General features: G+C 42.5%; 19 protein-coding genes and 1 other annotated feature. Of the genes, 16 read left to right on the top strand and 3 right to left on the bottom strand.

Features of this window, described 5'->3' with window-relative positions:
• Positions 1–37: 37 nt before the first annotated feature.
• The 5 genes from V1502_RS07670 to V1502_RS07690 all read left to right on the top strand — a co-directional run bounded on the left by V1502_RS07670 (position 38) and on the right by V1502_RS07690 (position 5,522).
• Positions 38–838 carry a TIGR00282 family metallophosphoesterase gene (locus V1502_RS07670; protein WP_409254304.1) on the top strand — a complete coding sequence of 267 codons (801 nt, stop codon included), beginning with the start codon at positions 38–40 and terminating at the stop codon, positions 836–838.
• Positions 839–1,897: 1,059 nt separating this feature from the next.
• Positions 1,898–2,158 carry a stage V sporulation protein SpoVS gene (spoVS, locus tag V1502_RS07675; protein WP_119116493.1) on the top strand — a complete coding sequence of 87 codons (261 nt, stop codon included), beginning with the start codon at positions 1,898–1,900 and terminating at the stop codon, positions 2,156–2,158.
• Positions 2,159–2,293: 135 nt separating this feature from the next.
• The gene (locus tag V1502_RS07680) at positions 2,294–3,217 is read left to right on the top strand and encodes a dipeptidase (protein WP_409253770.1); all 924 of its coding nucleotides are present in this window, start codon (positions 2,294–2,296) and stop codon (positions 3,215–3,217) included.
• 309 nt (positions 3,218–3,526) lie between these two features.
• Complete coding sequence (gene miaB, locus V1502_RS07685) at positions 3,527–5,092, top strand: tRNA (N6-isopentenyl adenosine(37)-C2)-methylthiotransferase MiaB (protein ID WP_409253771.1); 1,566 nt, start codon at positions 3,527–3,529, stop codon at positions 5,090–5,092.
• Position 5,093: 1 nt separating this feature from the next.
• Positions 5,094–5,522, top strand: coding sequence for a RicAFT regulatory complex protein RicA family protein (locus V1502_RS07690; protein WP_409253772.1), 429 nt, complete (start codon positions 5,094–5,096; stop codon positions 5,520–5,522).
• A 338-nt stretch (positions 5,523–5,860) separates the two neighbouring features.
• On the opposite strand, the gene V1502_RS07695 is transcribed toward V1502_RS07690, so the two are convergent.
• Positions 5,861–6,592 carry a class I SAM-dependent methyltransferase gene (locus V1502_RS07695; protein WP_409253773.1) on the bottom strand — a complete coding sequence of 244 codons (732 nt, stop codon included), beginning with the start codon at positions 6,590–6,592 and terminating at the stop codon, positions 5,861–5,863.
• Positions 6,593–6,856: 264 nt separating this feature from the next.
• Between V1502_RS07695 and V1502_RS07700 the strand changes: the two genes are divergently transcribed.
• The 6 genes from V1502_RS07700 (at position 6,857) to V1502_RS07725 (ending at position 17,484) form a co-directional block, all read left to right on the top strand.
• Positions 6,857–7,393: an outer spore coat protein CotE gene (locus V1502_RS07700; protein WP_409253774.1), complete on the top strand. Its 537-nt coding sequence runs from the start codon at positions 6,857–6,859 to the stop codon at positions 7,391–7,393.
• A 542-nt stretch (positions 7,394–7,935) separates the two neighbouring features.
• A complete protein-coding gene (locus V1502_RS07705) occupies positions 7,936–8,304 on the top strand; it encodes a VOC family protein (protein ID WP_409253775.1) in 369 nt (122 codons plus the stop codon).
• 399 nt (positions 8,305–8,703) lie between these two features.
• Positions 8,704–11,328 (top strand): DNA mismatch repair protein MutS, encoded by a 2,625-nt coding sequence (mutS, locus tag V1502_RS07710; protein WP_409253776.1) that lies wholly within the window; start codon positions 8,704–8,706, stop codon positions 11,326–11,328.
• A 12-nt stretch (positions 11,329–11,340) separates the two neighbouring features.
• On the top strand, positions 11,341–13,245 hold the full coding sequence (mutL, locus tag V1502_RS07715) for a DNA mismatch repair endonuclease MutL (protein WP_409253777.1): 1,905 nt from the start codon (positions 11,341–11,343) through the stop codon (positions 13,243–13,245).
• A gap of 819 nt (positions 13,246–14,064) precedes the next feature.
• Positions 14,065–15,555, top strand: a complete 1,491-nt coding sequence (gene glpK / locus V1502_RS07720; RefSeq protein ID WP_409253778.1) for a glycerol kinase GlpK — start codon at positions 14,065–14,067, stop codon at positions 15,553–15,555.
• Positions 15,556–15,825: 270 nt separating this feature from the next.
• On the top strand, positions 15,826–17,484 hold the full coding sequence (locus V1502_RS07725) for a glycerol-3-phosphate dehydrogenase/oxidase (protein WP_409253779.1): 1,659 nt from the start codon (positions 15,826–15,828) through the stop codon (positions 17,482–17,484).
• A 458-nt stretch (positions 17,485–17,942) separates the two neighbouring features.
• Here the strand turns inward: V1502_RS07725 and V1502_RS07730 are convergent, their stop codons facing one another.
• Positions 17,943–18,278, bottom strand: coding sequence for a DUF948 domain-containing protein (locus V1502_RS07730; RefSeq protein ID WP_409253780.1), 336 nt, complete (start codon positions 18,276–18,278; stop codon positions 17,943–17,945).
• A 143-nt stretch (positions 18,279–18,421) separates the two neighbouring features.
• Positions 18,422–18,661, top strand: a binding site (T-box leader).
• 79 nt (positions 18,662–18,740) lie between these two features.
• On the opposite strand from V1502_RS07730, the gene V1502_RS07735 reads away from it, so the two are divergent.
• Both V1502_RS07735 and V1502_RS07740 read left to right on the top strand, forming a co-directional pair.
• On the top strand, positions 18,741–19,736 hold the full coding sequence (locus tag V1502_RS07735) for a tryptophan--tRNA ligase (RefSeq protein WP_409253781.1): 996 nt from the start codon (positions 18,741–18,743) through the stop codon (positions 19,734–19,736).
• Between the two features lie 12 nt (positions 19,737–19,748).
• Positions 19,749–20,213, top strand: coding sequence for a GNAT family N-acetyltransferase (locus tag V1502_RS07740; RefSeq protein WP_409253782.1), 465 nt, complete (start codon positions 19,749–19,751; stop codon positions 20,211–20,213).
• 57 nt (positions 20,214–20,270) lie between these two features.
• On the opposite strand, the gene V1502_RS07745 is transcribed toward V1502_RS07740, so the two are convergent.
• The gene (locus V1502_RS07745) at positions 20,271–20,528 is read right to left on the bottom strand and encodes a small, acid-soluble spore protein, alpha/beta type (RefSeq protein ID WP_409253783.1); all 258 of its coding nucleotides are present in this window, start codon (positions 20,526–20,528) and stop codon (positions 20,271–20,273) included.
• 139 nt (positions 20,529–20,667) lie between these two features.
• Between V1502_RS07745 and V1502_RS07750 the strand changes: the two genes are divergently transcribed.
• From V1502_RS07750 to V1502_RS07760, 3 genes are all read left to right on the top strand, one after another.
• A complete protein-coding gene (locus tag V1502_RS07750; RefSeq protein ID WP_409253784.1) occupies positions 20,668–22,131 on the top strand; it encodes an FAD-dependent oxidoreductase in 1,464 nt (487 codons plus the stop codon).
• Positions 22,128–22,694: an MFS transporter gene (locus V1502_RS07755; RefSeq protein WP_409253785.1), complete on the top strand. Its 567-nt coding sequence runs from the start codon at positions 22,128–22,130 to the stop codon at positions 22,692–22,694. The genes V1502_RS07750 and V1502_RS07755 overlap by 4 nt, the downstream gene beginning before the upstream one ends.
• Positions 22,695–22,914: 220 nt before the next feature.
• Positions 22,915–23,370, top strand: coding sequence for a hypothetical protein (locus tag V1502_RS07760; protein ID WP_409253786.1), 456 nt, complete (start codon positions 22,915–22,917; stop codon positions 23,368–23,370).
• Positions 23,371–23,411: the final 41 nt, after the last annotated feature.

Below are 23,411 nucleotides of genomic sequence, written 5' to 3' on the forward strand. Positions count from 1 at the left end.
AAAATATGAGAAATGCTGAATGAGAAAGGGTTTGCAAATGAATATCTTATTTATAGGTGATGTTGTAGGGTCCTTGGGCCGCGAAATGGTTTCTGAATATTTACCAAAGCTGAAAGCGAAGTATCGTCCTTCTGTTACAATTGTGAATGGAGAAAATGCCGCTGGCGGAAGAGGGATAACTGAAAAAATCTATAAACGCTTTCTGAATGATGGAGCAAATATTATTACAATGGGAAACCACACTTGGGATAATAGAGAAATTTTTGATTTCATCGATAATACGAAGTTAATGGTAAGGCCTGCTAACTATCCAAAAGGAACTCCAGGAAGCGGTATAACGTTTATCAATATCAATGGCTTTGAAACTGCAGTCATTAATCTTCAGGGAAGGACCTTCATGCCTGCTTTGGATTGTCCCTTCGAAGCAGCGGAAAAACTGGTTGCACAGGCAAAAGAAAGAACTCCCTTTGTTTTTGTTGATTTTCATGCAGAAGCGACGAGTGAAAAACAGGCAATGGGCTGGTTCCTGGACGGAAAGGTTTCTGCGGTAGTAGGGACCCATACACATATCCAGACAGCCGACAACCGGGTCTTGCCAAATGGCACTGCTTTTATCGCGGATGTGGGGATGACGGGACCTTATGATGAAATTCTAGGCATGAACAAGGAATCAGTCATCAACAAATTCAGGACTAGTCTTCCGGTGCGTTTTGAAGTGCCAAGCAAAGGCAGAAAAATCTTAAGCGGTGTGATCATTGAAATCAATGAAAAAACAGGTATGGCCAAGAGTATCGACCGGATATTAATTAATGATGATCATCCCTTTATATCTGAATAGTAAAGAGAAAGCGAAAGAGCCATTTATTAAGGGCTCTTTTGCTTTTTTATAAAGGGCAATTTCTATTTTGTGGCGATAAGGACAGGATTTTTCTTATTTATTTTCTGTAGGTGGTTCCCGAGGGATCTCTGGCAGCTATTATGGGGTCTTATGGAGGGGTATGCTAGACCAAAGTAGTCAAAAGGCCGTAATGAGGTTGTCGATGGGTGTGTTGTGTAAGATCCGGGTAGTCACAGGGTTGTTATAAGGTTGTCGATTGGCAGGGTGTGCTGGATCGGGGTAGTCAAAGGCATTTATGGGTTTGTCGATAGGTGGGGTGAGCTGGATCGGAGTAGTCAAAGGGCATTTATGGGGTTGTCGATAGGTGGGTTGTGTAAGATCGGAGTAGTCAAAAGGCCGTTATGAGGTTGTCGATGGGTGTGTTGTGTAAGATCGGAGTAGTCATAGGGTTGTTATGAGGTTGTCGATTGGTAGGGTGTGCTGGATCGGAGTAGTCAAAGGGCATTTATGGGGTTGTCGATAGGTGTGTTGTGTAAGATCGGAGTAGTCAAAAGGCCGTTATGAGGTTGTCGATGGGTGTGTTGTGTAAGATCGGAGTAGTCATAGGGTTGTTATAAGGATGTAGATTAGTGGGGTGAAAAAAGCCATTGCCGAAGCTGGCTGGATGTACTTCAAACAATCCGTTGCCGATAATCGGCCACCTCCACTTTTTGTCATTCCAGCTCCTAGTAGATTTCTGTTTCTCCCTTGCGAATCCTTGCTGGAATGGCTAGCGGACTTCCCCGCCCCTTCCTTTGCGATAAGTCATCAAGATCTTTTCATCACTCAGTTTAGAGAGCTACGCTACAGCTCTTCGTGATTCCTTTATCTCATGCGAGCGCCCTGAAATCTGTACGTCGCTGAACGGCCGCTTCCACTTTTTATGCTTGTCAACTCCTTTTTTGGGCCAAGCGGGAATGATTTCCCTTTTTCGTGAATATAGTAGCAGTGGAATCGTTAATACCAGGTTGTTCTTTGCTTTGAACATTCGGTATGGGGAAATGACAAGGAGGAAAAGAAATGGAAATATTAAAAGTTTCAGCAAAATCTAATCCTAATTCTGTAGCTGGTGCACTTGCCGGAGTTCTTCGTGAGAGAGGGGCAGCAGAGATACAAGCCATCGGGGCGGGGGCCCTCAATCAGGCTGTTAAAGCGGTTGCCATTGCGCGGGGATTTGTCGCTCCGAGCGGGGTAGACCTTATATGCATTCCTGCATTCACTGATATCCAGATTGACGGAGAAGAGCGCACGGCTATCAAGTTGATCATTGAACCTAGATGAACATAAGAGAGGCTGTCCGCTATATTGTATGGGACAGCCTCTTTTAGTCTACTATTTTTATAAAGAGTAAAGGAATTTAATGGTTTTCCAAGAAGTATATATAAAGACTAATCAATACAAGAGAGGAGTTTTTATATGATATTTGATGGCCATTGCGATGTCCTTTTAAAGCTTCACCATTACAAGGACGATGTTTCCTTTCAGAGTGAGACCGATTTACATATTACATATCCTCAGTTAAAGCAGGCAGGAAGCAAAGTGCAGCTCTTTGCCATCTACCTGCCGTCATATTTAAAACCTGGCCAGCGTTTCCAGGCGGCTTTGGAAATGGTGGAGGTCTTCCATAAAAAAGTCCTTGGTCTCAATCCGAAAATGAAAATGGTCCGTTCCAAGAAGGACATTGCCGATTTACAAGAAGATGAAATCGGCGCGATGCTTACGCTGGAAGGCTGTGAGGCGATTGAAGAGGACCTTGTCAAACTGCACACATTATATCAACTCGGCGTCAGGGCTGTAGGTTTGACGTGGAACTGGGCGAATGCAGTCGCAGATGGGGCACTGGAACCGAGAGCGGCAGGGTTGACAAAGTTTGGAAGGGAAACAGTTGAATTCTTGAATGATCATAAAATCTTAACAGATGTGTCTCATCTATCCGAGCGCTCCTTTTGGGATACCATTGAAATTGCAGCGTATCCGATAGCTTCCCATTCAAATGCGTTCAGTCTTTGTGCGCATCCAAGAAACCTTCAAGATGATCAAATCAAGGCGTTGATGGATAAAGGTGGAGTGATGGGCTTAACATTTGTACCGCCATTTTTAAATCAGTCAGGTGAAGCAGATGTCTCCGATATCCTTCGCCACCTGGATCATGTATGTTCGTTAGGCGGCGAAAATCATGTAGGATTTGGTTCGGACTTTGACGGTATTTCCCAAACGGTAGAAGGATTGTCCAGTTACCGGGATTACGACAACTTAGTTGAAGCACTACAGAAGAATTACAACGAAAGACAGGTTAAGAAATTCCTGTTTGAGAATTTCTTTGAAACATTGCCTGAGTAAGCATAACGAAGCAGAGGGTCCGCCGAAGTGGCGGGCTCTCATTTCTTTATCCCTTTAAAGCGCTAAGAGGGACTGTCCCTCTTAGCGCTTTAAAGCATTAATGAACTTTTTGCAACAACTGGATGCTTCTATTGTATCAGGGACAAAAAAGCTTTATACTAGATTAACGTGCAATCCTTTTGTAAAAAACTATTAGTATTTTTATAATAGAAAAAGCGGATAACATAATCGTTCTGATCATGCGTCGGCTATCTTTCACGCCTGCAAAACGCAGTCTTGAGCAATAGCAGGAAAGGAGTCAAATTTCAAATGAATGAAGAGCAACGTAAACACGGTCAGCAAGCGGCCGAGACGAAAGATAAAAAGACAGAAAAAGACTATTCAAAATACTTCCAAAGTGTATATATCCCTCCATCACTGAAAGACGCCAAAAAGCGTGGGAAAGAGTCAGTCGAGTACCACAATGACTTCAAAATTGATGAGAAATTCCGGGGAATGGGCGATAACAAAAAGTTTTACATTCGCACATACGGCTGTCAGATGAATGAACATGATACAGAAGTCATGGCAGGAATCTTCATGGCTCTCGGGTATGAAGCGACAGATAGTACTGACGATGCTGACGTCATCCTTCTGAATACTTGTGCCATCCGTGAGAATGCTGAAAACAAAGTATTCGGCGAATTGGGGCACTTAAAGCACCTGAAGCGTGAAAAGCCTGAGCTTCTTATCGGCGTTTGCGGGTGTATGTCACAAGAAGAATCAGTCGTTAACAAAATACTGAAAACGTATCATCAGGTAGATATGATTTTCGGTACCCATAATATCCATCGCCTTCCGAACATCCTTAGTGATGCGTACATGTCCAAAGCCATGGTGGTAGAGGTTTGGTCCAAAGAGGGAGATGTCATTGAAAATCTGCCGAAAGTACGCCGCGGAAACATTAAGGCATGGGTGAACATTATGTACGGATGTGACAAATTCTGCACATACTGTATCGTTCCTTATACAAGAGGAAAAGAACGAAGCAGAAGACCGGAAGAGATTATTCAGGAAGTCCGTCACCTTGCAGCACAGGGCTACCAGGAAGTCACTCTTCTTGGCCAGAATGTGAACGCATATGGTAAGGATATTGAAGATCTTGAGAATTATGGATTGGGAGACTTGATGGATGAGCTTCGCAAAATCGATATCCCGCGCATCCGTTTTACAACCAGTCATCCCCGCGATTTCGATGACCATTTGATTGAAGTTCTTGCGAAAAAAGGAAACCTAGTAGAACATATCCATCTTCCAGTACAATCCGGATCATCTGCTGTATTGAAAATAATGGCTCGTAAATATACCCGTGAGAGATTCCTTGAGCTTGTAGGAAAAATCAAAGCGGCTATGCCGGATGTTGCCTTGACGACAGATATCATCGTCGGGTATCCAAATGAAACAGACGAGCAGTTTGAAGAGACACTTTCATTATATCGTGAGGTCGGCTTTGAATCTGCCTATACGTATATCTATTCACCAAGGGAAGGAACTCCTGCGGCGAAGATGAATGACAACGTGCCGATGGAAGTGAAAAAAGAGCGTTTGCAGCGCCTGAATCAGTTGGTTAATGAATACTCAGGAGAAGCGCTTAAAAAGTATGAAGGTAAAATAGTTGAAGTGCTTGTTGAAGGGGAAAGTAAGAAAAACCCTGAAATCCTTGCCGGATACACACGCCGCAGCAAGCTTGTAAACTTTAAAGCTCCTAAAACGGCAATCGGAAAAATCGTGAAAGTTAAGATTACAGATACAAAATCCTGGTCACTCAACGGAGAAATGGTTGAAGAAGGCCGAATTGGTTCAGAATTCCTAGAAGAAGCAGCAGAGGTGAAGTAATATGGCAAAATATACAAAAGACGATATTATGAAAAGAGCATCTGAGCTCGCTAACATGATCGCAGAAACTGAGGAAGTTGATTTTTTCAAACGTGCAGAAGCGCAGATTCATGAAAATCAAAAAGTTCGTGAAATGATTGCCAGCATCAAAAGTTTGCAAAAACAGGCAGTTAATTTCCAACACTATGGTAAAACAGAAGCATTGAAAATGGTTGAAGCCAAAATTGAAAAGCTTGAAGAAGACATTGATGCTATTCCGGTTGTCCAGGAATTTAAGCAATCCCAAGTTGATGTAAACGACCTTCTGCAAATCGTTGCATCTACAATCTCCAATACTGTTACAGACCAAATTTTGACGTCTACGGGCGGAGATCTGTTAAGAGGGGAAACAGGTTCACATGTAAAGAACTCTACTCCTGGCAGCTGCTAATCCTTGTAAACTGGCTCCTTTTATTCGGGAGTCAGTTTTTTTGTTTTTATACAATAAAAAAAAGCGCATCTTCACGATTTTGATTTTGAAGATAGCGCTTTTTATGTTTCGTTCGAGATTTCTGCAGTTTTTCACTTTTTGTCATTGTCTTTCTTTCGTGGGTACTGAATTCGGCATCACATCCTCTTAGGATGGTTACATCTCTGCCAGATGTTCTCAGCAAATGGTCGCGGGTTTTTCTAGCCTTGCTTTTCGCCAATTGTTCCTCACCTCATACTTATATTCCTCCAGAGGAGGTAGTTCCATTTAAGCATGAATTGAAGACTGTGAAAAGCCTTTTATTTCTGAAGATGCAATATGAGGAAGAGAGGTATTCTGGATCTCCGTTCGTACTCTCCATCATCAGCGAAGGCTTCTTTCTTAGGTGCGGCTTCCTTTAAGTTACTGACTTTGAACCCTGCCGAAAGAGCCAACGATATATAGTCTTCAATGGTTCGGTGGTACTTTACAACAGAATGACTCATCCACGCTTCGACTCTTTCCCCGGTCTCAAAGTAGTTGTCCACAACCCAGTGGCTTCGTTTTTCTTTTCCTGAAAAGTGATTAAACGTTGCTGTAATGACCGGGTGCATAACGGAAAAAACAAACTCGCCGCCAGGTTTTAAAGCAGTGTACACTTCACTTACCAGGCGGTCTAAGTCTTCAATATAGTGAAGAACCATTCGTGACACAATCAAGTCATACCTGTTTGCCTCTAGTGTCAAACTTTCAAGGTCACTTAACTGAAAATCAGCCCCATCAGACTGAAAATTGGCAACCGCACTCTCCACCATATTTTTCGAGCCATCAATTCCTGAATAGTGGCGGGCGCCGGCGTCAAGCATTTCATGACTGAACTCTCCATCCCCACAACCCAGGTCCAGTACATTTTTATCGTGGACATTGCCGAGAAGATCAATAATAACCGGCTTTTCCATAGCGTTGTTCGGACTTTCTTTTCGCTGCCTCCTGGATAGGAAGCTCTCAAAGAATTCTTTTTCTTCATATGCACTTGATCCTTTATGTAACAAACCAATCCCCCCTGATAACTTATGTCTTTTTTCCTTTTACCATCATAGTATATAACGGATGCAAAATCCTTTTTTTATGAGAATTTCTCTTTTGAAATTTCGATTGCCCAGTTTTCATGCAATCGGGAAAATGGGAACATTCACTATTTTTGAGCATACAATGAACTATCTCGAAACTAATTTGTCACCAATCTTAAAATACTCGCACAAACGTCTAGACGCCCGCATAAGATGAATTGAAAATGAATGAGGAGGTACGCTCGAATGGCAGAATACAGAGAGATCATTACCAAAGCGGTCGTAGCGAAGGGACGCAAATTCACACAATCCCATCATACGATTAGCCCGCCGCATCATCCATCGAGCATTTTAGGCTGCTGGATCATAAATCACACGTACGAAGCACACAAAGTCGGCAAAAAAGTCGAAGTTTCAGGCTTCTACGAAATCAACGTCTGGTATTCCCATGATGACAATCGGAAGACTTCCGTAGTTACAGAGAGAGTGGAATACTGCGATGTCATCAAGTTGAAGTATCGTGATCCTGACTGCTTAGATGATAAAGAAGTAAATGCAATCGTATTGCAGCAGCCTAACTGCGTGGAAGCGGTTATTTCACCAAACGGCAACAAGATCATCGTACATGTAGAGCGGGAATTCCAAGTCGAAGTTATCGGGGAAACAAAGGTTTGTGTCCTGGTTAATCCGAATGGCTGCGATGATGACTGGGATTGCGACTTCGACGATGACGATTTTGAAGAGCTTAACCCGGACTTCCTGGAAGGGCTTGACGAAGAATAACGTAGACTAGGAAGACGGCCTCTTCCTAGTTTTTTTAATGGTACAGGATACGGGAGGCAGCCGTGTCCTTTTCTTTAGGCTCTTTTCAAAAGGCTCTTTTCGTAAACATTGTTGCTATTTAAAACAAATTTTAAAAAAATCTACTTAATTAACCAGGAATAGCCTGATTAACAAGTAAGAAAAGAGCTAATTCACCTTTTTCAGAGAAAAAAGCCCTTGTCTCCAAGGGAAAAATCCAGCTCTTTGGATTTTTCCGAGAGCAACATTATATACGAAAACAGCGTTTCAAAAACTATGTTGCTATTTAATATGGAGTTCAAGAGATATAGCCATGATTCATCACAGAACTTACACTGGTAAGCAAGAAGGAAAAGAGTTAATTACCCTATTCAGTTAGACAAATCCTTGTACCCCGGGGGAAAATCCAGCCCTTTGGATTTTTTCGAAAGCAACAAACTATACGAATGCAGGTTTTCTTTAATTCTTGAAAAACATTTCTTAAGCATGGATAATTTGAGTAGAAGAAAAGGAGGAGGGATAGTATGGGATTTGAAATCGCAGGCCTCGATCACGTTCAGTTGGCAGCACCTAAAGGATCTGAAGACAAGGCAAGGACTTTTTTTGGTGAAATTCTTGGTTTGAAAGAATTGGAAAAACCTCCGAAGCTGCAAAGCGGGGGCGGCTGCTGGTTTCAATGCGGCAGCCAGGAAATACATATCGGAGTGGAAGATGATTTTTCTCCTGCATTAAAGGCACATCCTGCAATTGTAGTGCAAGATATTGATAGTTTGGTCAAAAGACTTAAAAAGTTCAATCTTGAGGTGAAGGAAGACACCAGGATTGAAGACAGAAAAAGGATTTTTGTAAGCGATCCCTTCGGCAACAGAGTTGAATTCCTGGAGTATAACTGAAGGTTGCTGGCCGTTTCTCGCTACTGAGAAACGGCCTTCTATATTTTTGAAGACTATTTTCCTGATAGGCTTTAAACTTTGAATGGCGCTGATGGAATAAATTAGGATTGGATGCAATTATACTCATCATGCTGTTACATCATACATGACTCTCATTATAAGGCTGTTTTTTAAACGATTGTTGTTCTTTCACTATCTCACCTACCTGCAAGAATAGATACGGAGATCAATAATGCTTGATGTTTCATTAAAAACCTTATCTTGGGTATTATCTTCTGCCTTCCCTTCCACGTATCTCAATTCCTGCCTGTTGTTTCCTTCAATATAAAAAAAGGTCCCGCTGTGATATAATTAGTGTTTGTAGATTACTAGATAAGATCGGAAAGGTTTGGTTGGCCAATGGCGACATACACTCCAATGATTATGCAATACTTACAAGTGAAGGCAGAGTATCAGGATGCCTTTTTATTTTTTCGTTTAGGCGATTTTTATGAAATGTTTTTCGAAGATGCAATCAAAGCTTCACAGGAACTTGAAATTACATTAACGAGCCGTGAAGGCGGAAGTACCGAGCGAATCCCGATGTGCGGGATACCTTACCATTCAGCGCCCAATTATATAGAGCAGCTGATTGAAAAAGGATATAAAGTGGCAATTTGTGAACAGACAGAGGATCCAAAGCAGGCGAAAGGCGTCGTGAAGAGAGAAGTTGTTCAGCTGATTACACCGGGTACGGTGATGGATGGAAAGGGGCTTCAGGATAAAGAGAACAACTATATCGCCTCTATCAGTCTATTTGATGACAATACGGCCGCATTGGCTTACAGTGATTTGTCAACAGGGGAAACGAAGGTCACTCAACTGTCCGAAAGCTTTGATGAAACGGTTAATGAACTGGCAACCATCGGGGCAAAAGAAGTGGTTGTTCATTCCGAGTTCAACGAAGAGTTGAAAAAGAAACTGGTTGACCGCACAGGTGTAACGGTTTCTTTTGAAGATGAAGTTGTAATTCATGAAAACTTTCAATTACTTCTTGACGAGTTAAAGCAGGATAAACTATCACAAACCGTCTGCAGATTGCTGAATTATTTATTCAGAACCCAGAAAAGAAGCCTGGATCATCTGCAAAAAGTAGAGACGTATCAGATTCATCAATTCATGAAGATAGATTACTATTCTAAAAGAAATTTGGAACTGACGGAAACCATCCGTGCGAAGGGAAAGAAAGGTTCACTCCTCTGGCTTCTTGACGAAACGATGACGGCCATGGGTGCCAGAATGCTGAAGCGCTGGATTGACCGCCCGCTGATTGACCAGGGGGAAATCGAGAAGAGACACAGTATGGTGGAGCTTCTTCAGGAGCGGTTCTTTGAACGTGAAGATATCAGGGAGCTTCTTAAAGAGGTATATGACTTGGAACGGCTGGCCGGAAGAGTCGCATTTGGGAACGTCAATGCCCGGGATCTCATCCAATTAAGAAAATCACTGGGCCAGATTCCGCTCCTGAAAAATATCATCGGTGAACTGGGTCATGATATTGCAGATGAAATCCTGCAAACCATCGATCCGTGTGACGAGCTTACTGATATGCTTCATGACTCACTTCATGATCAACCGCCGCTATCCATCAAAGAAGGAAATATTATAAAAGATGGCTATCATGATGAACTTGACCAATACCGGGATGCAAGCAGAAACGGTAAGACATGGATCGCCCAGCTGGAAAGGGAGGAACGCGAAAGAACCGGTATCCGCTCCCTGAAAGTCGGATATAACCGTGTATTCGGATATTATATCGAAGTGACCAAAGCGAACCTGGGTTCATTGGAAGATGGCCGCTATGAGCGTAAACAGACACTGACAAATGCTGAGCGTTTCATTACCCCTGAATTGAAAGAGAAGGAAGCTTTGATCTTGCAAGCTGATGAGAAAAGCATCGAGCTGGAGTATGACTTGTTCCTCAATATCAGGGAAACGGTCAAGCAATATATACCTCGTTTGCAAAAGCTCGCAAAGATTGTCAGCGAAATCGATGTTTTGCAATGCTTTGCGACCGTAAGTGAGAAAAGGCACTATGTGAAACCTTCATTTAATCGTGAAAGAAAAATCATTATAAAGGATGGGCGTCATCCTGTTGTGGAAAAGGTGATGGATGCCCAGGAATATGTACCGAATGATTGCTTCATGGATCAGGAAAGAGAAATTCTGCTGATCACAGGTCCGAACATGTCGGGTAAGAGTACGTACATGAGACAATTGGCCCTTACAGCAATCCTTGCGCAGATCGGTTGTTATGTTCCTGCAAAAGAGGCAAGCCTGCCTATTTTTGACCAAGTTTTTACCCGCATCGGAGCAGCAGATGATCTGATATCAGGACAGAGTACTTTCATGGTGGAAATGCTTGAGGCGAAAAACGCCATTACCAATGCGACACAGGACAGTTTGATTCTCTTTGATGAAATTGGAAGAGGGACGAGCACCTATGACGGAATGGCGCTGGCACAGGCCATCATTGAGTATATCCATGAAAAAATCAAAGCGAAAACCCTTTTCTCCACGCACTATCATGAACTGACGGTGCTGGAACAGGAGCTCGCTAATGTGAAGAATATCCATGTCAGTGCAATGGAACATAACGGAAATCTGGTATTCCTTCACAAAATCAAAGAGGGAGCAGCGGATAAAAGTTATGGAATTCATGTAGCGCAATTGGCAGAGCTTCCTGAAAACCTGATTATCAGGGCAAATGAAATTCTGAGGAAGCTGGAACAAAAGAATGACACTTCAACTGAACAAACGTCTTCCTATCAACCGACTGGTAAAGCGTCAGAAAACATGAAAGAAGATCATCCTGCGCAGCTGTCATTCTTCCAAGAGGAAAAATCAGTACAGCAAAGCGGGACAGATCTAAGCAAAAAGGAACGAAAGCTTATCGATGAATTGAAATCCTTCAATATTCTTGAGATGAATCCGTTACAAGCGATGAATGCTCTCTATGAGCTGCAAAAGAAACTGAAAAAATAAGGAGGCGGGAACATGGGAAAGATTTTTCAACTTGATGATGCCTTATCGAATAAGATTGCTGCCGGTGAGGTTGTCGAGAGACCTGCCTCAGTCGTCAAAGAATTGCTGGAAAACGCCATTGATGCCAACGGAAGTGTCATCGAGATTCATATAGAAGAAGCGGGGCTCGGTTCCATCAGGATCATTGACAATGGAGATGGAATTCTCGAGGAGGACGTCCTTACAGCTTTCAGCAGGCATGCAACAAGCAAAATCAAGGATGAAAATGACTTATTCCGTATCCGCACCCTCGGATTCAGGGGTGAAGCACTTCCGAGTATCGCCTCTGTTTCTCATTTGGAAATGAACACAAGCACAGGAGATGGGCCCGGTGTAAAAATCAAGCTGCAGGGCGGAACAGTCATTTCACAAGAGAAGTCCCCCAGCAGAAAAGGAACGGATATTACCGTGTCCAGTCTCTTTTTCAATACACCTGCACGTTTGAAGTATATGAAGACCATCCATACAGAGCTTGGGAACATAACGGATGTAACCAACAGGATTGCACTTTCTCATCCGGAAGTGTCAATCAAACTGATCCATAACGGTAAAACGCTGCTTCATACCAATGGTAACGGTGATGTACGGCAGGTGCTGGCGGCCATCTACGGCACCAATATTGCACGAAAAATGGTAAAGATTGAAGCGTCTTCCTTGGATTTTACGGTAAAGGGGTATATTTCCCTCCCTGAGATCACCAGGGCATCCCGCAACTATATTTCTACCATGATCAATGGCAGATTCATAAAAAACTATGGCTTGGCAAAAGCAATCGGTGAAGGGTATCATACCCTGCTTCCTATTGGAAGGTATCCGATCGTGCTGCTTTCGATCGAAATGGATCCCCTGCTTGTTGACGTCAATGTCCATCCTTCTAAAATGGAAGTCAGGATCAGCAAGGAACCTGAGCTATTTGAGCTGTTATCAGGCGCCATCAGGGATGCATTCAAAACGAAGGAACTCATCCCATCCGGGTACAAAGAGCCCAAACCGGTGAAGCCAAAATCCGAACAGGCAACGTTGACATTGGATCACTTACCGGAAGACAGACGTGCTCCGGTACAACAGGCAGGAGCGTATCAAAATAATGGAACGAGACAGCAGGAAAGTTCGTATCAACCGGAGAAGCTTCCGCCTAAAGAGGTCATGGAATTGCTTTATAAGCAGGATGATGACATCGCAGGGGAGGAGGAGACTTCCGGGATGTCTGCTATATATGAGGATTCTCCGGAAGTAAACACGGAGACCCCTGATTTCCAGCCAGAACAACAGCACGAAGAGGAACAGAAATCATCCAGGGTTCCGCCTTTATATCCTGTCGGTCAAATGCACGGTACCTACATTTTTGCTCAAAATGAAAACGGTCTGTATATCATTGACCAACACGCTGCACAAGAGCGCATTAAATATGAATACTACAGGGAAAAGGTCGGAAAGGTCGCGAACGAACTCCAGGAGATGCTCGTACCCATGACGCTTGAATATTCTGCGGATGAGTATATGAAAATCATTGAACATAAAGAAGAACTTGAAAAAGTGGGTGTGTTTTTAGAAGAATTCGGCCATAACAGCTTCATTATCCGCTCACACCCTCAATGGCTGCCGGCCGGCCAAGAGGGGGAGCTCATTGATGAAATGATCGAGCAGCTCCTCAATATGAGGAAGGTCGATATCAAGAAACTTCGTGAAGAAGCAGCCATCATGATGAGCTGCAAAGCGTCCATCAAAGCGAACCAGTACTTGAAAAATGAAGAAATTCAGGCTCTGCTGGATGAGCTCAGACGATCAGAAGATCCATTTACATGTCCGCATGGCCGTCCGATCATCATTCACTACTCAGTATATGAAATGGAAAAAATGTTCAAAAGGATTATGTAGGGAAACAGGACCTATACGCTGCTGACGTATAGGTTCTTTTCTTTAGCAGGACGTCCTATCTCTTGAATAGCTTTCTGTTAGAAGGATGGAAGGGCAATTACTTTATAGCTTGGTTCAAGGCAAAGTCCCCTGGTAAAATGCCTTTGAAAGTGTCATGAGGAAGGTTCTCAAGGACATAACTCCAATAAGAATTCGTGAAAAGTGTCTTGAGGAAGATTCTCAAGGCCATGACCCAGGTGGAAATCCGCGAAAAGTGTCTTGAGTGAGATTCTCAAGGCCAAAAACCCGGTAAAAATTCATGAAAAGTGTCTTGAGGGAAGTTCTCAAGACCATAAATCCGGTAAGAATTCGTGAAAGTGTCTTGAGTGAAGTTCTCAAGGCCAAAAACGCGGTAAAAAACGATGAAAAGTGTCTTGAGGGAGGTTCTCAAGGCCATACACGCGGTAAAAAACGATGAAAAGTGTCTTGAGGGAGGTTCTCAAGGCCAAAAACGCGGTGAAAATCGAGGGAAAATGTCTAGAGGAAGATTTTCAAGGCCATAAACCCGGGGAAACCTCATAAAAATGTCTTGAGAACACTTTTTAAAGGCTGAACGTGGTACACAAGCCATCACGTTATTCAACTTGAAGCCCTGCAGTATTATTGACCTGAACCAGGTATTTGACAACGTTTCCATTATTTATTAATCTAAAGTTACATGAATGGATTTGTAAAGAAAGATAGGACTCACACAGTTTATCGGAATCGATAGTTGTGTGAGTTTTTCTGCTTATTCTGAATAAGAATGTAAAGAGAGACTTAAAAGAAGGAGTGGGAGACATGGGGAATTACATATTATCTTTAGATCAGGGGACAACCAGTTCAAGGGCCATCCTTTTTAACAAAAAGGGTGAAATTGTTCATACTGCACAAAAGGAATTCACGCAGCATTTTCCAAACCCCGGCTGGGTGGAACACAATCCTAAGGAAATTTGGGGATCGATTCTAGCAGTCATAGCGGCCGTTCTTTCAGAATCCTCGGTGAAACCTGAAGAGGTGGCAGCGGTTGGAATCACGAACCAACGGGAAACCACAGTAGTCTGGGATAAAAAAACCGGCGAACCTGTGTATAATGCCATTGTTTGGCAGTCGCGGCAGACTTCTAGTATATGTGAAGAGCTCAAGGAAAAAGGCCTTGAAGACACCTTCCGTGATAAAACAGGTCTCTTGATTGATGCTTATTTTTCAGGGACAAAAGTGAAATGGATTTTGGACAATGTGGACGGTGCACGCACACAAGCCGACAATGGCGAACTCCTTTTCGGTACAATTGATACTTGGCTGATATGGAAGTTGTCCGGTGGAAAAACTCATGTGACGGATTATTCCAATGCCTCCCGTACGTTAATGTATAATATATACGAATTGACATGGGACGAGGAACTGCTCGAAATCTTGGGAGTGCCCCAGAGCATGCTGCCTGAGGTTAAACCTTCTTCAGAAGTATATGGTCATACAGCTCCCTATCACTTCTTTGGCCGCGAAGTTCCGATTGCCGGGGCGGCAGGCGATCAGCAGGCCGCACTGTTCGGCCAGGCATGTTTTTCAGAAGGAATGGCCAAAAACACATACGGCACAGGCTGTTTCATGCTGATGAATACAGGTGAAAAGGCGGTCAAATCAGATCATGGACTACTGACGACGATTGCATGGGGATATGATGGCAAAGTAGAATATGCCCTTGAAGGCAGCATCTTTGTTGCCGGGTCGGCGGTCCAATGGCTGCGTGATGGTTTGAGAATGATAAAAGATGCCGCTGAAACTGAACAATATGCAGAGAGGACGGACGGCAACGATGGGGTATATGTCGTGCCTGCTTTTGTCGGCCTTGGGACTCCTTACTGGGACAGCGATGTAAGAGGAGCGGTTTTCGGGTTAACCAGGGGAACTTCCAAGGAACATTTTATCCGGGCTGTTTTAGAATCTCTAGCCTATCAAACAAAGGACGTACTCACTGCCATGGAAGCTGATTCCGGTCTTTCCCTAAAAAAACTCCGTGTTGACGGGGGAGCGGTGAAGAATAGCTTTCTAATGCAGTTTCAAAGTGACATCCTGGCAGCAGAAGTTGAGAGGCCGGTCGTGAATGAAACGACCGCACTAGGGGCAGCTTATCTTGCCGGCCTTGCGGTAGGGTTCTGGAAAGATACCAGTGAAATCACAGATCAATGGAACCTGGACCGAAAGTTTGATCCGGCAATGGAAAAAGAGGAAATCACCAAACTATATCGCGGCTGGAAACAGGCTGTGAAGGCTGCCATGGTTTTCAAATAACCCCTAAAATATTTTAATAATCTGAAAATTATGATAGTATAAAAATAAGTTAATAACCTGTTGAAGAATTGATTGAGACCTGACAACATTATGCTTCTACCATAATGTTTGTTCCTGGTCTCTTTTTTATAGGTCTATTGTGAGAAAGAAAATTTAGAGGGAGAAGCCAATGTACCAAAGGGAAAATCCGACCTTTGGGATTTCTCCGATAGCAACAATCTACACGGAAACTTATTATATGTACAACAGTGAGAGGCGGGGGAATGAAGGATGAGTTTTTCAAGCTTGCAAAGAAGTGAAATCAAGGAAAGCTTAGTGCGGGAGCGATTTGATCTTACAGTAATAGGCGGCGGCATAACAGGTGCTGGAATTGCTCTTGATGCGGCAGCCCGCGGAATGAAGGTAGCATTGGTGGAAATGCAGGATTTTGCAGCAGGCACCTCAAGCCGTTCAACCAAATTGGTACATGGTGGACTGCGGTATTTAAAACAATTAGAGGTAAAAATGGTGGCTGAGGTAGGAAAGGAAAGAGAAATCGTTTATGAAAATGGCCCCCATGTCACCAATCCTGAGAGGATGCTGCTGCCGATCCACAAAGGCGGAAGCTTTGGCAAGTTCAGTACTTCAGCAGGCTTATGGGTCTATGACTTTCTCGCTGGTGTGAAAAAGACCGAAAGAAGAAAAATGCTTTCAGCTTCCCAAACCCTGGAAGTAGAACCCCTTATCAACAGGAAGGGGTTAAAGGGAGGAGGCTGCTATGTCGAATACCGAACAGATGATGCACGTTTAACAATAGAAGTGATGAAAAAGGCAATTGAGCATGGTGCACTTGCCCTCAATTATGTCAAAGCTGAGAGATTCATTTATGATGAAAATAAAAAAGTAAAAGGAATTCATGCAAGGGATGTGTTTTCGGGAGAAGTTTTTGAGATTCATTCTGAAAAAGTCGTCAATGCATCGGGACCGTGGGTGGATGAGGTAAGAAAAAAAGATTACTCCACCAATAATAAGAAGCTTCGTCATACAAAAGGAGTTCATATAGTGATTGATCAAGAAAAGTTCCCCTTGAAGCAGGCCGTCTACTTTGATACTCCTGACGGCCGGATGGTTTTTGCGATTCCGCGGGAAGGAAAAGCCTATGTGGGAACCACCGATACCTTTTTTGAAGGAGATACTTCCAATCCTAAAGTCACAGAGGGAGACCGTAACTATCTGCTCGAATGCATTCATTATATGTTCCCTGGAGTGAAGATAGCAAAGGAGGATGTTGAATCCAGCTGGTCCGGGATTCGTCCGCTGATATATGAGGAAGGAAAAGATCCTTCTGAAATTTCAAGAAAAGATGAAATATGGGAAGGAGAAAGCGGGCTGGTGACGATTGCCGGTGGCAAACTGACAGGATACAGGAAAATGGCTGAGGATGTCACAGACCTGATTGCCAACAGGCTTCAGCAAGATACGAAAAAGACCTTTCCGGCATCCTCAACAAAACAAATGACCATATCTGGCGGGGATGTTGGAGGATCAGCACAATTCCAGCAATATATCGACAACCAGGCATTGGAGGCCGGGCAATTCGGCTTAAGTGTTCACTCTGGCCGCGAGCTTGTGCAGCGTTACGGCTCCAATGCACCTAAGGTGTTTAAAATCGCCCGCTCCTTCAGACAAGTTTCCGATAAGAGTCTGCCAGCTGAAATTTACGCCATGCTCTTATATTCAATCAAAGAAGAAATGACCGTTACACCGCTCGATTTCTTTGTGAGAAGAACCGGCAAACTCTTTTTTGATATCCAATGGGTAAAGCAATGGAAAAAGACTGTCGTCGATGTGATGGCCACGGTGCTTGAATGGAAGCCGGAACTCAAAAGGCAATTTCTAATCGATCTTGACAATGCCATCAGGGATGCCGAGATTCCGATGAGAAAGTAATAAATGTGAAGAGGCCTATTGAATAAGAAAAGAATCGAAAGTGAGGTTTCTTAAAGGACGATAATAAATTTGAAGCGTAATTAAAGGCCTATAGAGCCCCACTAAAGAACAATAAAAAAGGAAAAGCGAAATTAAAGACCTATAGCCCGCCTCTAAAGGACGATAAAAAAGAAAAAGCAAAAGTAAAGGCCTATAGAGCCCCCCTAAAGAACAATAAAAAAGCAAAAGCGAAATTAAAGACCTATAGCCCGCCTTTAAAGGACGATAAAAAAATAAAAATAAAATTAAAGACCTATAGAGTCGCACATAGGACGATAAAAAGTAAATCAGAAAATATCGACCTCAAGAACCTCTCTAGAGGACGGTAAAAAGTAATATCGTTCTTAAGGACCAGCCCAACCACTTAATAAAGCCAAAGAAAAAAGGGTTTCATACATCCGTATGAGACCCTAAAATATTTACCCATTTGAAGTTCTGTAATTCTTTCCTTCATCCGGTTTTTTAAAATTGTTTTCCCAAATCCTTTTTACTGGTTTCGGCAACTGTTTGACGGCTCCGACTGTATATTGGATATTATCTTTCTTTTCATCAATATCTTCCTTAAGTTCCTGGCTGTGGGTGGTAAGTTCATTGGTTTCCTCCTGCAAATGCTGAGCTCGCTGCTGTAAGCTCTCAACCGTACTGTTCAAGTGGTTCAACGTCGGTTTTGTTTTTTTCATGAACTTATATCCTTCATATCCGAGATAGATGATAGAAAGGACAACCAAAGCGATGCTCAAATAGACAATGATCATGGTAAGACCTCCTAGTGCTTCTTTAATCCATGGTTGCAAAGATTCTTACATGTTATTTACCCTTATTGAGAAGGATAAAACGGCAGAAATGTGGATTGCCATTCCTGACATTATAAGCTATAATGTAATCAAAATTTTTAAAATATTATGCTATGAAAAAGAAGAGTAGACATGGGAAGACTTAAGAGAGCTGATGGCTGGTGAAAATCAGTGTTGAACCACGTTGAATGGGCTTTGGAGCATCCAGGCTGAAACAATAGGCCGGCGGAGGAGTTCTACCGTTAAAAGGAACACAAAGAGCAGATATACAACTGCTCTTTTTAAAGATTACCCTGTTTTAAAGGGTAAATGAAGGTGGCACCGCGGGGTTTCTCGTCCTTTTTGGATGAGGGACCCCTTTTTGCTTTCTGGCAGATTAGACAGTATTTATTTCTGTTACGCTTTTACTTAGGAGGAATTTTCTTGGAAAGACCGACAGCATTAACAGGCATAAAGCCGACAGGGCACCCGCATCTTGGAAATTATATCGGCGCCATTAAGCCGGCGCTGGAGATGGCAAAGGACAGCAGCTCGCAAGGAATTTATTTCATTGCTGATTACCATGCCTTGAATTCCGTGCAGGACCGTAAAAAATTCAAAGAGTATACGTATGAAATTGCCGCAGCATGGCTGTCCCTGGGGTTAGACCCTGAAAAGGTGATATTCTACAGACAGTCAGACGTGCCGGAAATCCTGGAACTGCATTGGATCCTATCCTGCATGACACCAAAAGGACTTATGAACAGGGCACACGCCTATAAAGCAAAAGTGGAGGAGAACAATCAGGAAGGAAATGATCCCGATTCTGGCATTAATATGGGGTTATTTACATATCCAATCCTGATGGCAGCGGATATCCTGTTGTTTAATTCAGAAAAAGTACCTGTTGGAAAGGATCAAGTGCAGCATGTCGAGATAGCGAGGGATATTGCGGAGAATTTCAACCGTACGTTCGGTGAAGCCATTAAACTTCCCGAATATGTAATAGAGGAAGAAACGGCTGTCATTCCCGGCCTGGATGGAAGGAAAATGAGCAAAAGCTACGGAAACACAATACCGCTGTTTTCAGAAGAAAAAGCTCTGAGAAAACTGGTCAACAAGATTGTGACGGATTCAACTCCTCCAGAGGAACCAAAAGAAGTGAAAAAATCATCCTTATTCACCCTCTATAAGGAGTTCGCCACGTCATCAGAAACAGAACAGATGCGGGAGAAGTACGAAAAAGGAATCGGCTGGGGACAAGTAAAAAAAGAAGTATTTGAAGTATTGAACCGAGAGCTGAGCGAACCCCGTTGTAAATATTACGACTACCTGAACAACAAAGAAGAGCTTGATCGAATACTGGCTGCAGGGGCCAAAAGAGCAAGGGAAATGGCAGCTCCCCAACTAAGAAAAATCAAAGAAATGATTGGCTGTTAGTGGGTGGAAGACGTGAATTTGCAATTTTATAATGAGAAATTTAAGGAACAGTTAAATGCGTTTTCATTAGTTGAGGAACAGCACCAATTCACCGCCTTGCCTGCTGAAGCATTGGAAATTATAGATGAAAGCAGGTTTCCGGTGGTAATGGTGGAAAACCATAATGCGGTTGGATTCTTTGTTTTGCACCGAGGAGAAGCAATCCGGGATTATTCGGAACATCCAGATGCCATTCTTCTAAGAGCTTTTTCAGTTGATGAAATCCACCAGGGAAAAGGGTACGCTAAACAAGCTATGAGGCTCTTACCCGGTTTTATAAAAGGACACTTTCCTGAAAAGACCGAGATTGTCCTTGCTGTAAATGAAAGGAATCTGGCTGCCAGGTCATTGTATCTGAAGTGTGGTTTTAAAGATCATGGAAAGAAATTAATGGGGAAAAAAGGCTGGCAGTCTATTTTAACTTTCCAATTAACATAGCCGATGATGATATACGGAGAAACAGACCAAATCAAAAAAGATTCGGTCTGTTTCTTTTTACTTATTCTCTTTCCTGGCCAAAGATTTCTCCGCCATTTTAATCATTTCTTTTACCATGCTGCCGCCTATTTTTCCGCCGACTTTTCCGGCTTCCCTGGAACTTAGTTCACCATTATCCCCGTTGCTTAAAGGCACCCCTTGCTCTTTTGCAGCTTCGAACTTTACCGTAGAAGGGTCATCTTGTTGAAAAATTTTGGCCTTCATGGTATTCAAACCACTCCGTGATTCGGGAACAAGAAGCTTATTTTTACTCATATCAACCATCCTTTCACTTATTACTATTATGGAAAGAAATTAAAAATATATTAGAAAAAATGTTGTAATTTATCTTTAATAGTGTAAAATTACACTTAGAAAAGAAAGGATAAACTGGTAAATAAGAGGTGGGAGAATAGTGAATTTAAATTTGCGCAAGTGGGCATCCAATAAGTTTGTAATTCTGGTTTTATTTCTATTTGGGTATGCTGCTGTGTTTTTTACCCTAATTCAGGAAGAAAAGAGAGTGAATTCGGATACGGTGAGTGATATAGGAGGCTTGATGCCTACTAAAATAGAACAAATCACGAAGGGAGAAGAAGAAAGGGAGATTGTAGAGACGGTAAATCAAGCTGTGCAAGAGAACCTGAAAGTATCCATTGCTGGGAAAATGCACAGTCAGGGAGGCCATACCTACTATCCTGGAAGTGTAGTCTTGGATATGACCGGCTTCAATAAAGTTCTGGATCTGGATACTGAGAAGAAGACCATAAGAGTTCAAAGTGGTGCCACATGGGAAGATATTCAAGAAGCTGCCAATCCACACGGTCTAGCGGTTAAAGTGATGCAGTCACAGAATATATTTACGATAGGCGGTTCGCTTTCTGTCAATGTCCACGGGCGGGATATCCGGCACGGCTCCTTGATTGAAACCGTCAACTCATTCCGGCTCCTGAAACATGACGGAGAAATCATCCAGGTTTCCAGAACCGAGAATGAAGAGTATTTTCCTTTGGTCATTGGGGGTTACGGTTTATTCGGCGTCATCCTTGATGTTGAACTTCAATTGACGGACGATGAGCTTTATGAAATGAAAACAACAAAACTGCCGTATGATGAATACGGTGAATTTTTCAAAAAAGAAGTAAAAGGGAATCCGGAGGTCAAAATGCATCTTGCGAGAATATCAACTGCTCCTGATACCTTTCTAAAAGATATGTATGTAACGGATTATGTGGATGCAGGCGAATCAAAACTCATGAAAGAGTATTCCGGCCTGAAAAAGGAAAGCGGCACCTTTATTTCTAAGTTCATGCTGGGTGTCTCCAGGAACTTTGACTGGGGAAAAAATGTCTTTTGGGATATGCAGAAATCTTATTTTACAGAAAAAGATGGCGATCTTATTACCAGGAATAATGCAATGAGATCGGAATCCAAGTTCATGGAATATGAAAGCAGCAAAGATACAGATGTGCTGCAGGAATATTTTGTTCCGGTGAATAGCTTTACTGACTATATAGACGATTTGAGAGAGGCACTGGATGAAGAAGACCTTAATTTAATCAATATCACCATTCGGTATGTGGAAAAAAACGAAGATGCCGTCCTCTCCTATTCCAAGGAAGATATGTTCGCTCTGGTTCTTTTGATTAACCAGGATAAATCAATTGAAGGCAAAGCTGAAACAGAAAGGATCATTAGGAAGATGGTGGATGTAACCTTGAAACACAAGGGAAGCTACTACCTGCCTTATTATTCTTACCCTTCAAAGGAGCAAATGAGAAAAGCCTATCCGAGGACAGAGGAATTTTTCAACAGTAAAAGAAGGCTTGATCCCGATGAAGTCTTCATGAATCATTTCTACGAGGTGTATGGACAATGAGATACTTTATACTTTCACAAAGTTTTGCGATGATGGCAAGCTCGGTATCGTTTCCGTTTTACTTGCTGTTTATAAAGAATATCGGCTCAAGCTTTTCGAGTTTTGGATTTGCTTACGGGTTGTTTACTCTCAGCTCGGCGGTATTTCACCGCTGGATTGGATCGGCCAGTGATAAAATCGGAAGCCGAAAATTCCTGATAGGATATGCCTGGGGAATGGCGTTCCTCTTCTTGTTGATTCCTGAGGTCGATTCTCTGACCGGAGTCTATGTACTTCAAGTGGCCTTGGGCTTTTTGGGAGCTGTTCAAAAAACGTGTGAAAAAACGATGGCAGGCGAAGTTTTCCATGGAAATGGAGCCGGGAAGAAGATCGGCAACTATCATTTCTGGACATCCCTGTTTGCCTCTTTTGCGGTATTTGCAACAGGTGTGCTGATAGACTTTTTTGCCATCTCCTTTATCTTCTATATTGGTTCCTTATTGTTCGCAGGAAGCGGCATTGCTCTTTTATTCTATAAGGAAAAAGTAATTCCGGGACGGGAAGAGGAGAATATACCTGCGTAAAAGAGGCAAATTTGCTGTGACTTTTACTTTTTGTCCCATATCCGGCTGTTCTCACCGAGCTCTGATCGGCGATATTGTAATGGATGTTAATTATCTGAATCATTCCCCCGCCAGGTTCCAGTTTTTAAGACAGCATAGCAAAATGATGAGAAAATTTTTTAATCAGATAACAAAAGATAATCCAGTAGTTTGAGACAATTTTAAACAAGGGGGAAAGATGTTGAAAAACAAAATTTCTAATATGTTGGTTGTATTATCTGTTTTACTCGTTACCATAGGTATTAACCTTAATTTTGACGAGTCTATAATGGGGCATCATGCTACGGGGAAGAATGTAATTGTAACAGTCATTTATATCATAGGTTGGCTTTACGTTTTGGGAATGGCGGTAAAAAAGAAAGCTACTGGAGTGTTGATCTGTTTTGCTGTATTTTGGACTCTGACGCTCATTTTCGCCATGCTGACAGCATATGTGAATGCCACACCTGATACGAATGCAACTTGGGCTATTCCTTTTGTAATGATGTTCCTGACACCATGGTATGGAGTTATGTTTTGGATGGATAGTTTTATAATTTCTTCGATAATGATAGCAATTATTTCTCTGATAATAGTAATCACTCTTTTTTTGTCAATAAGAGGTGCATATTCAATAAAGAGTTATTTTGGACATTAAGAAGCTGTAGAAGAAGAGGGCACGTATGTAAACCAGTAAAC

It is taken from the genome of Rossellomorea sedimentorum (genome assembly GCF_046237645.1).
GTDB classification, from domain to species: Bacteria; Bacillota; Bacilli; order Bacillales; family Bacillaceae_B; genus Rossellomorea; species Rossellomorea sedimentorum.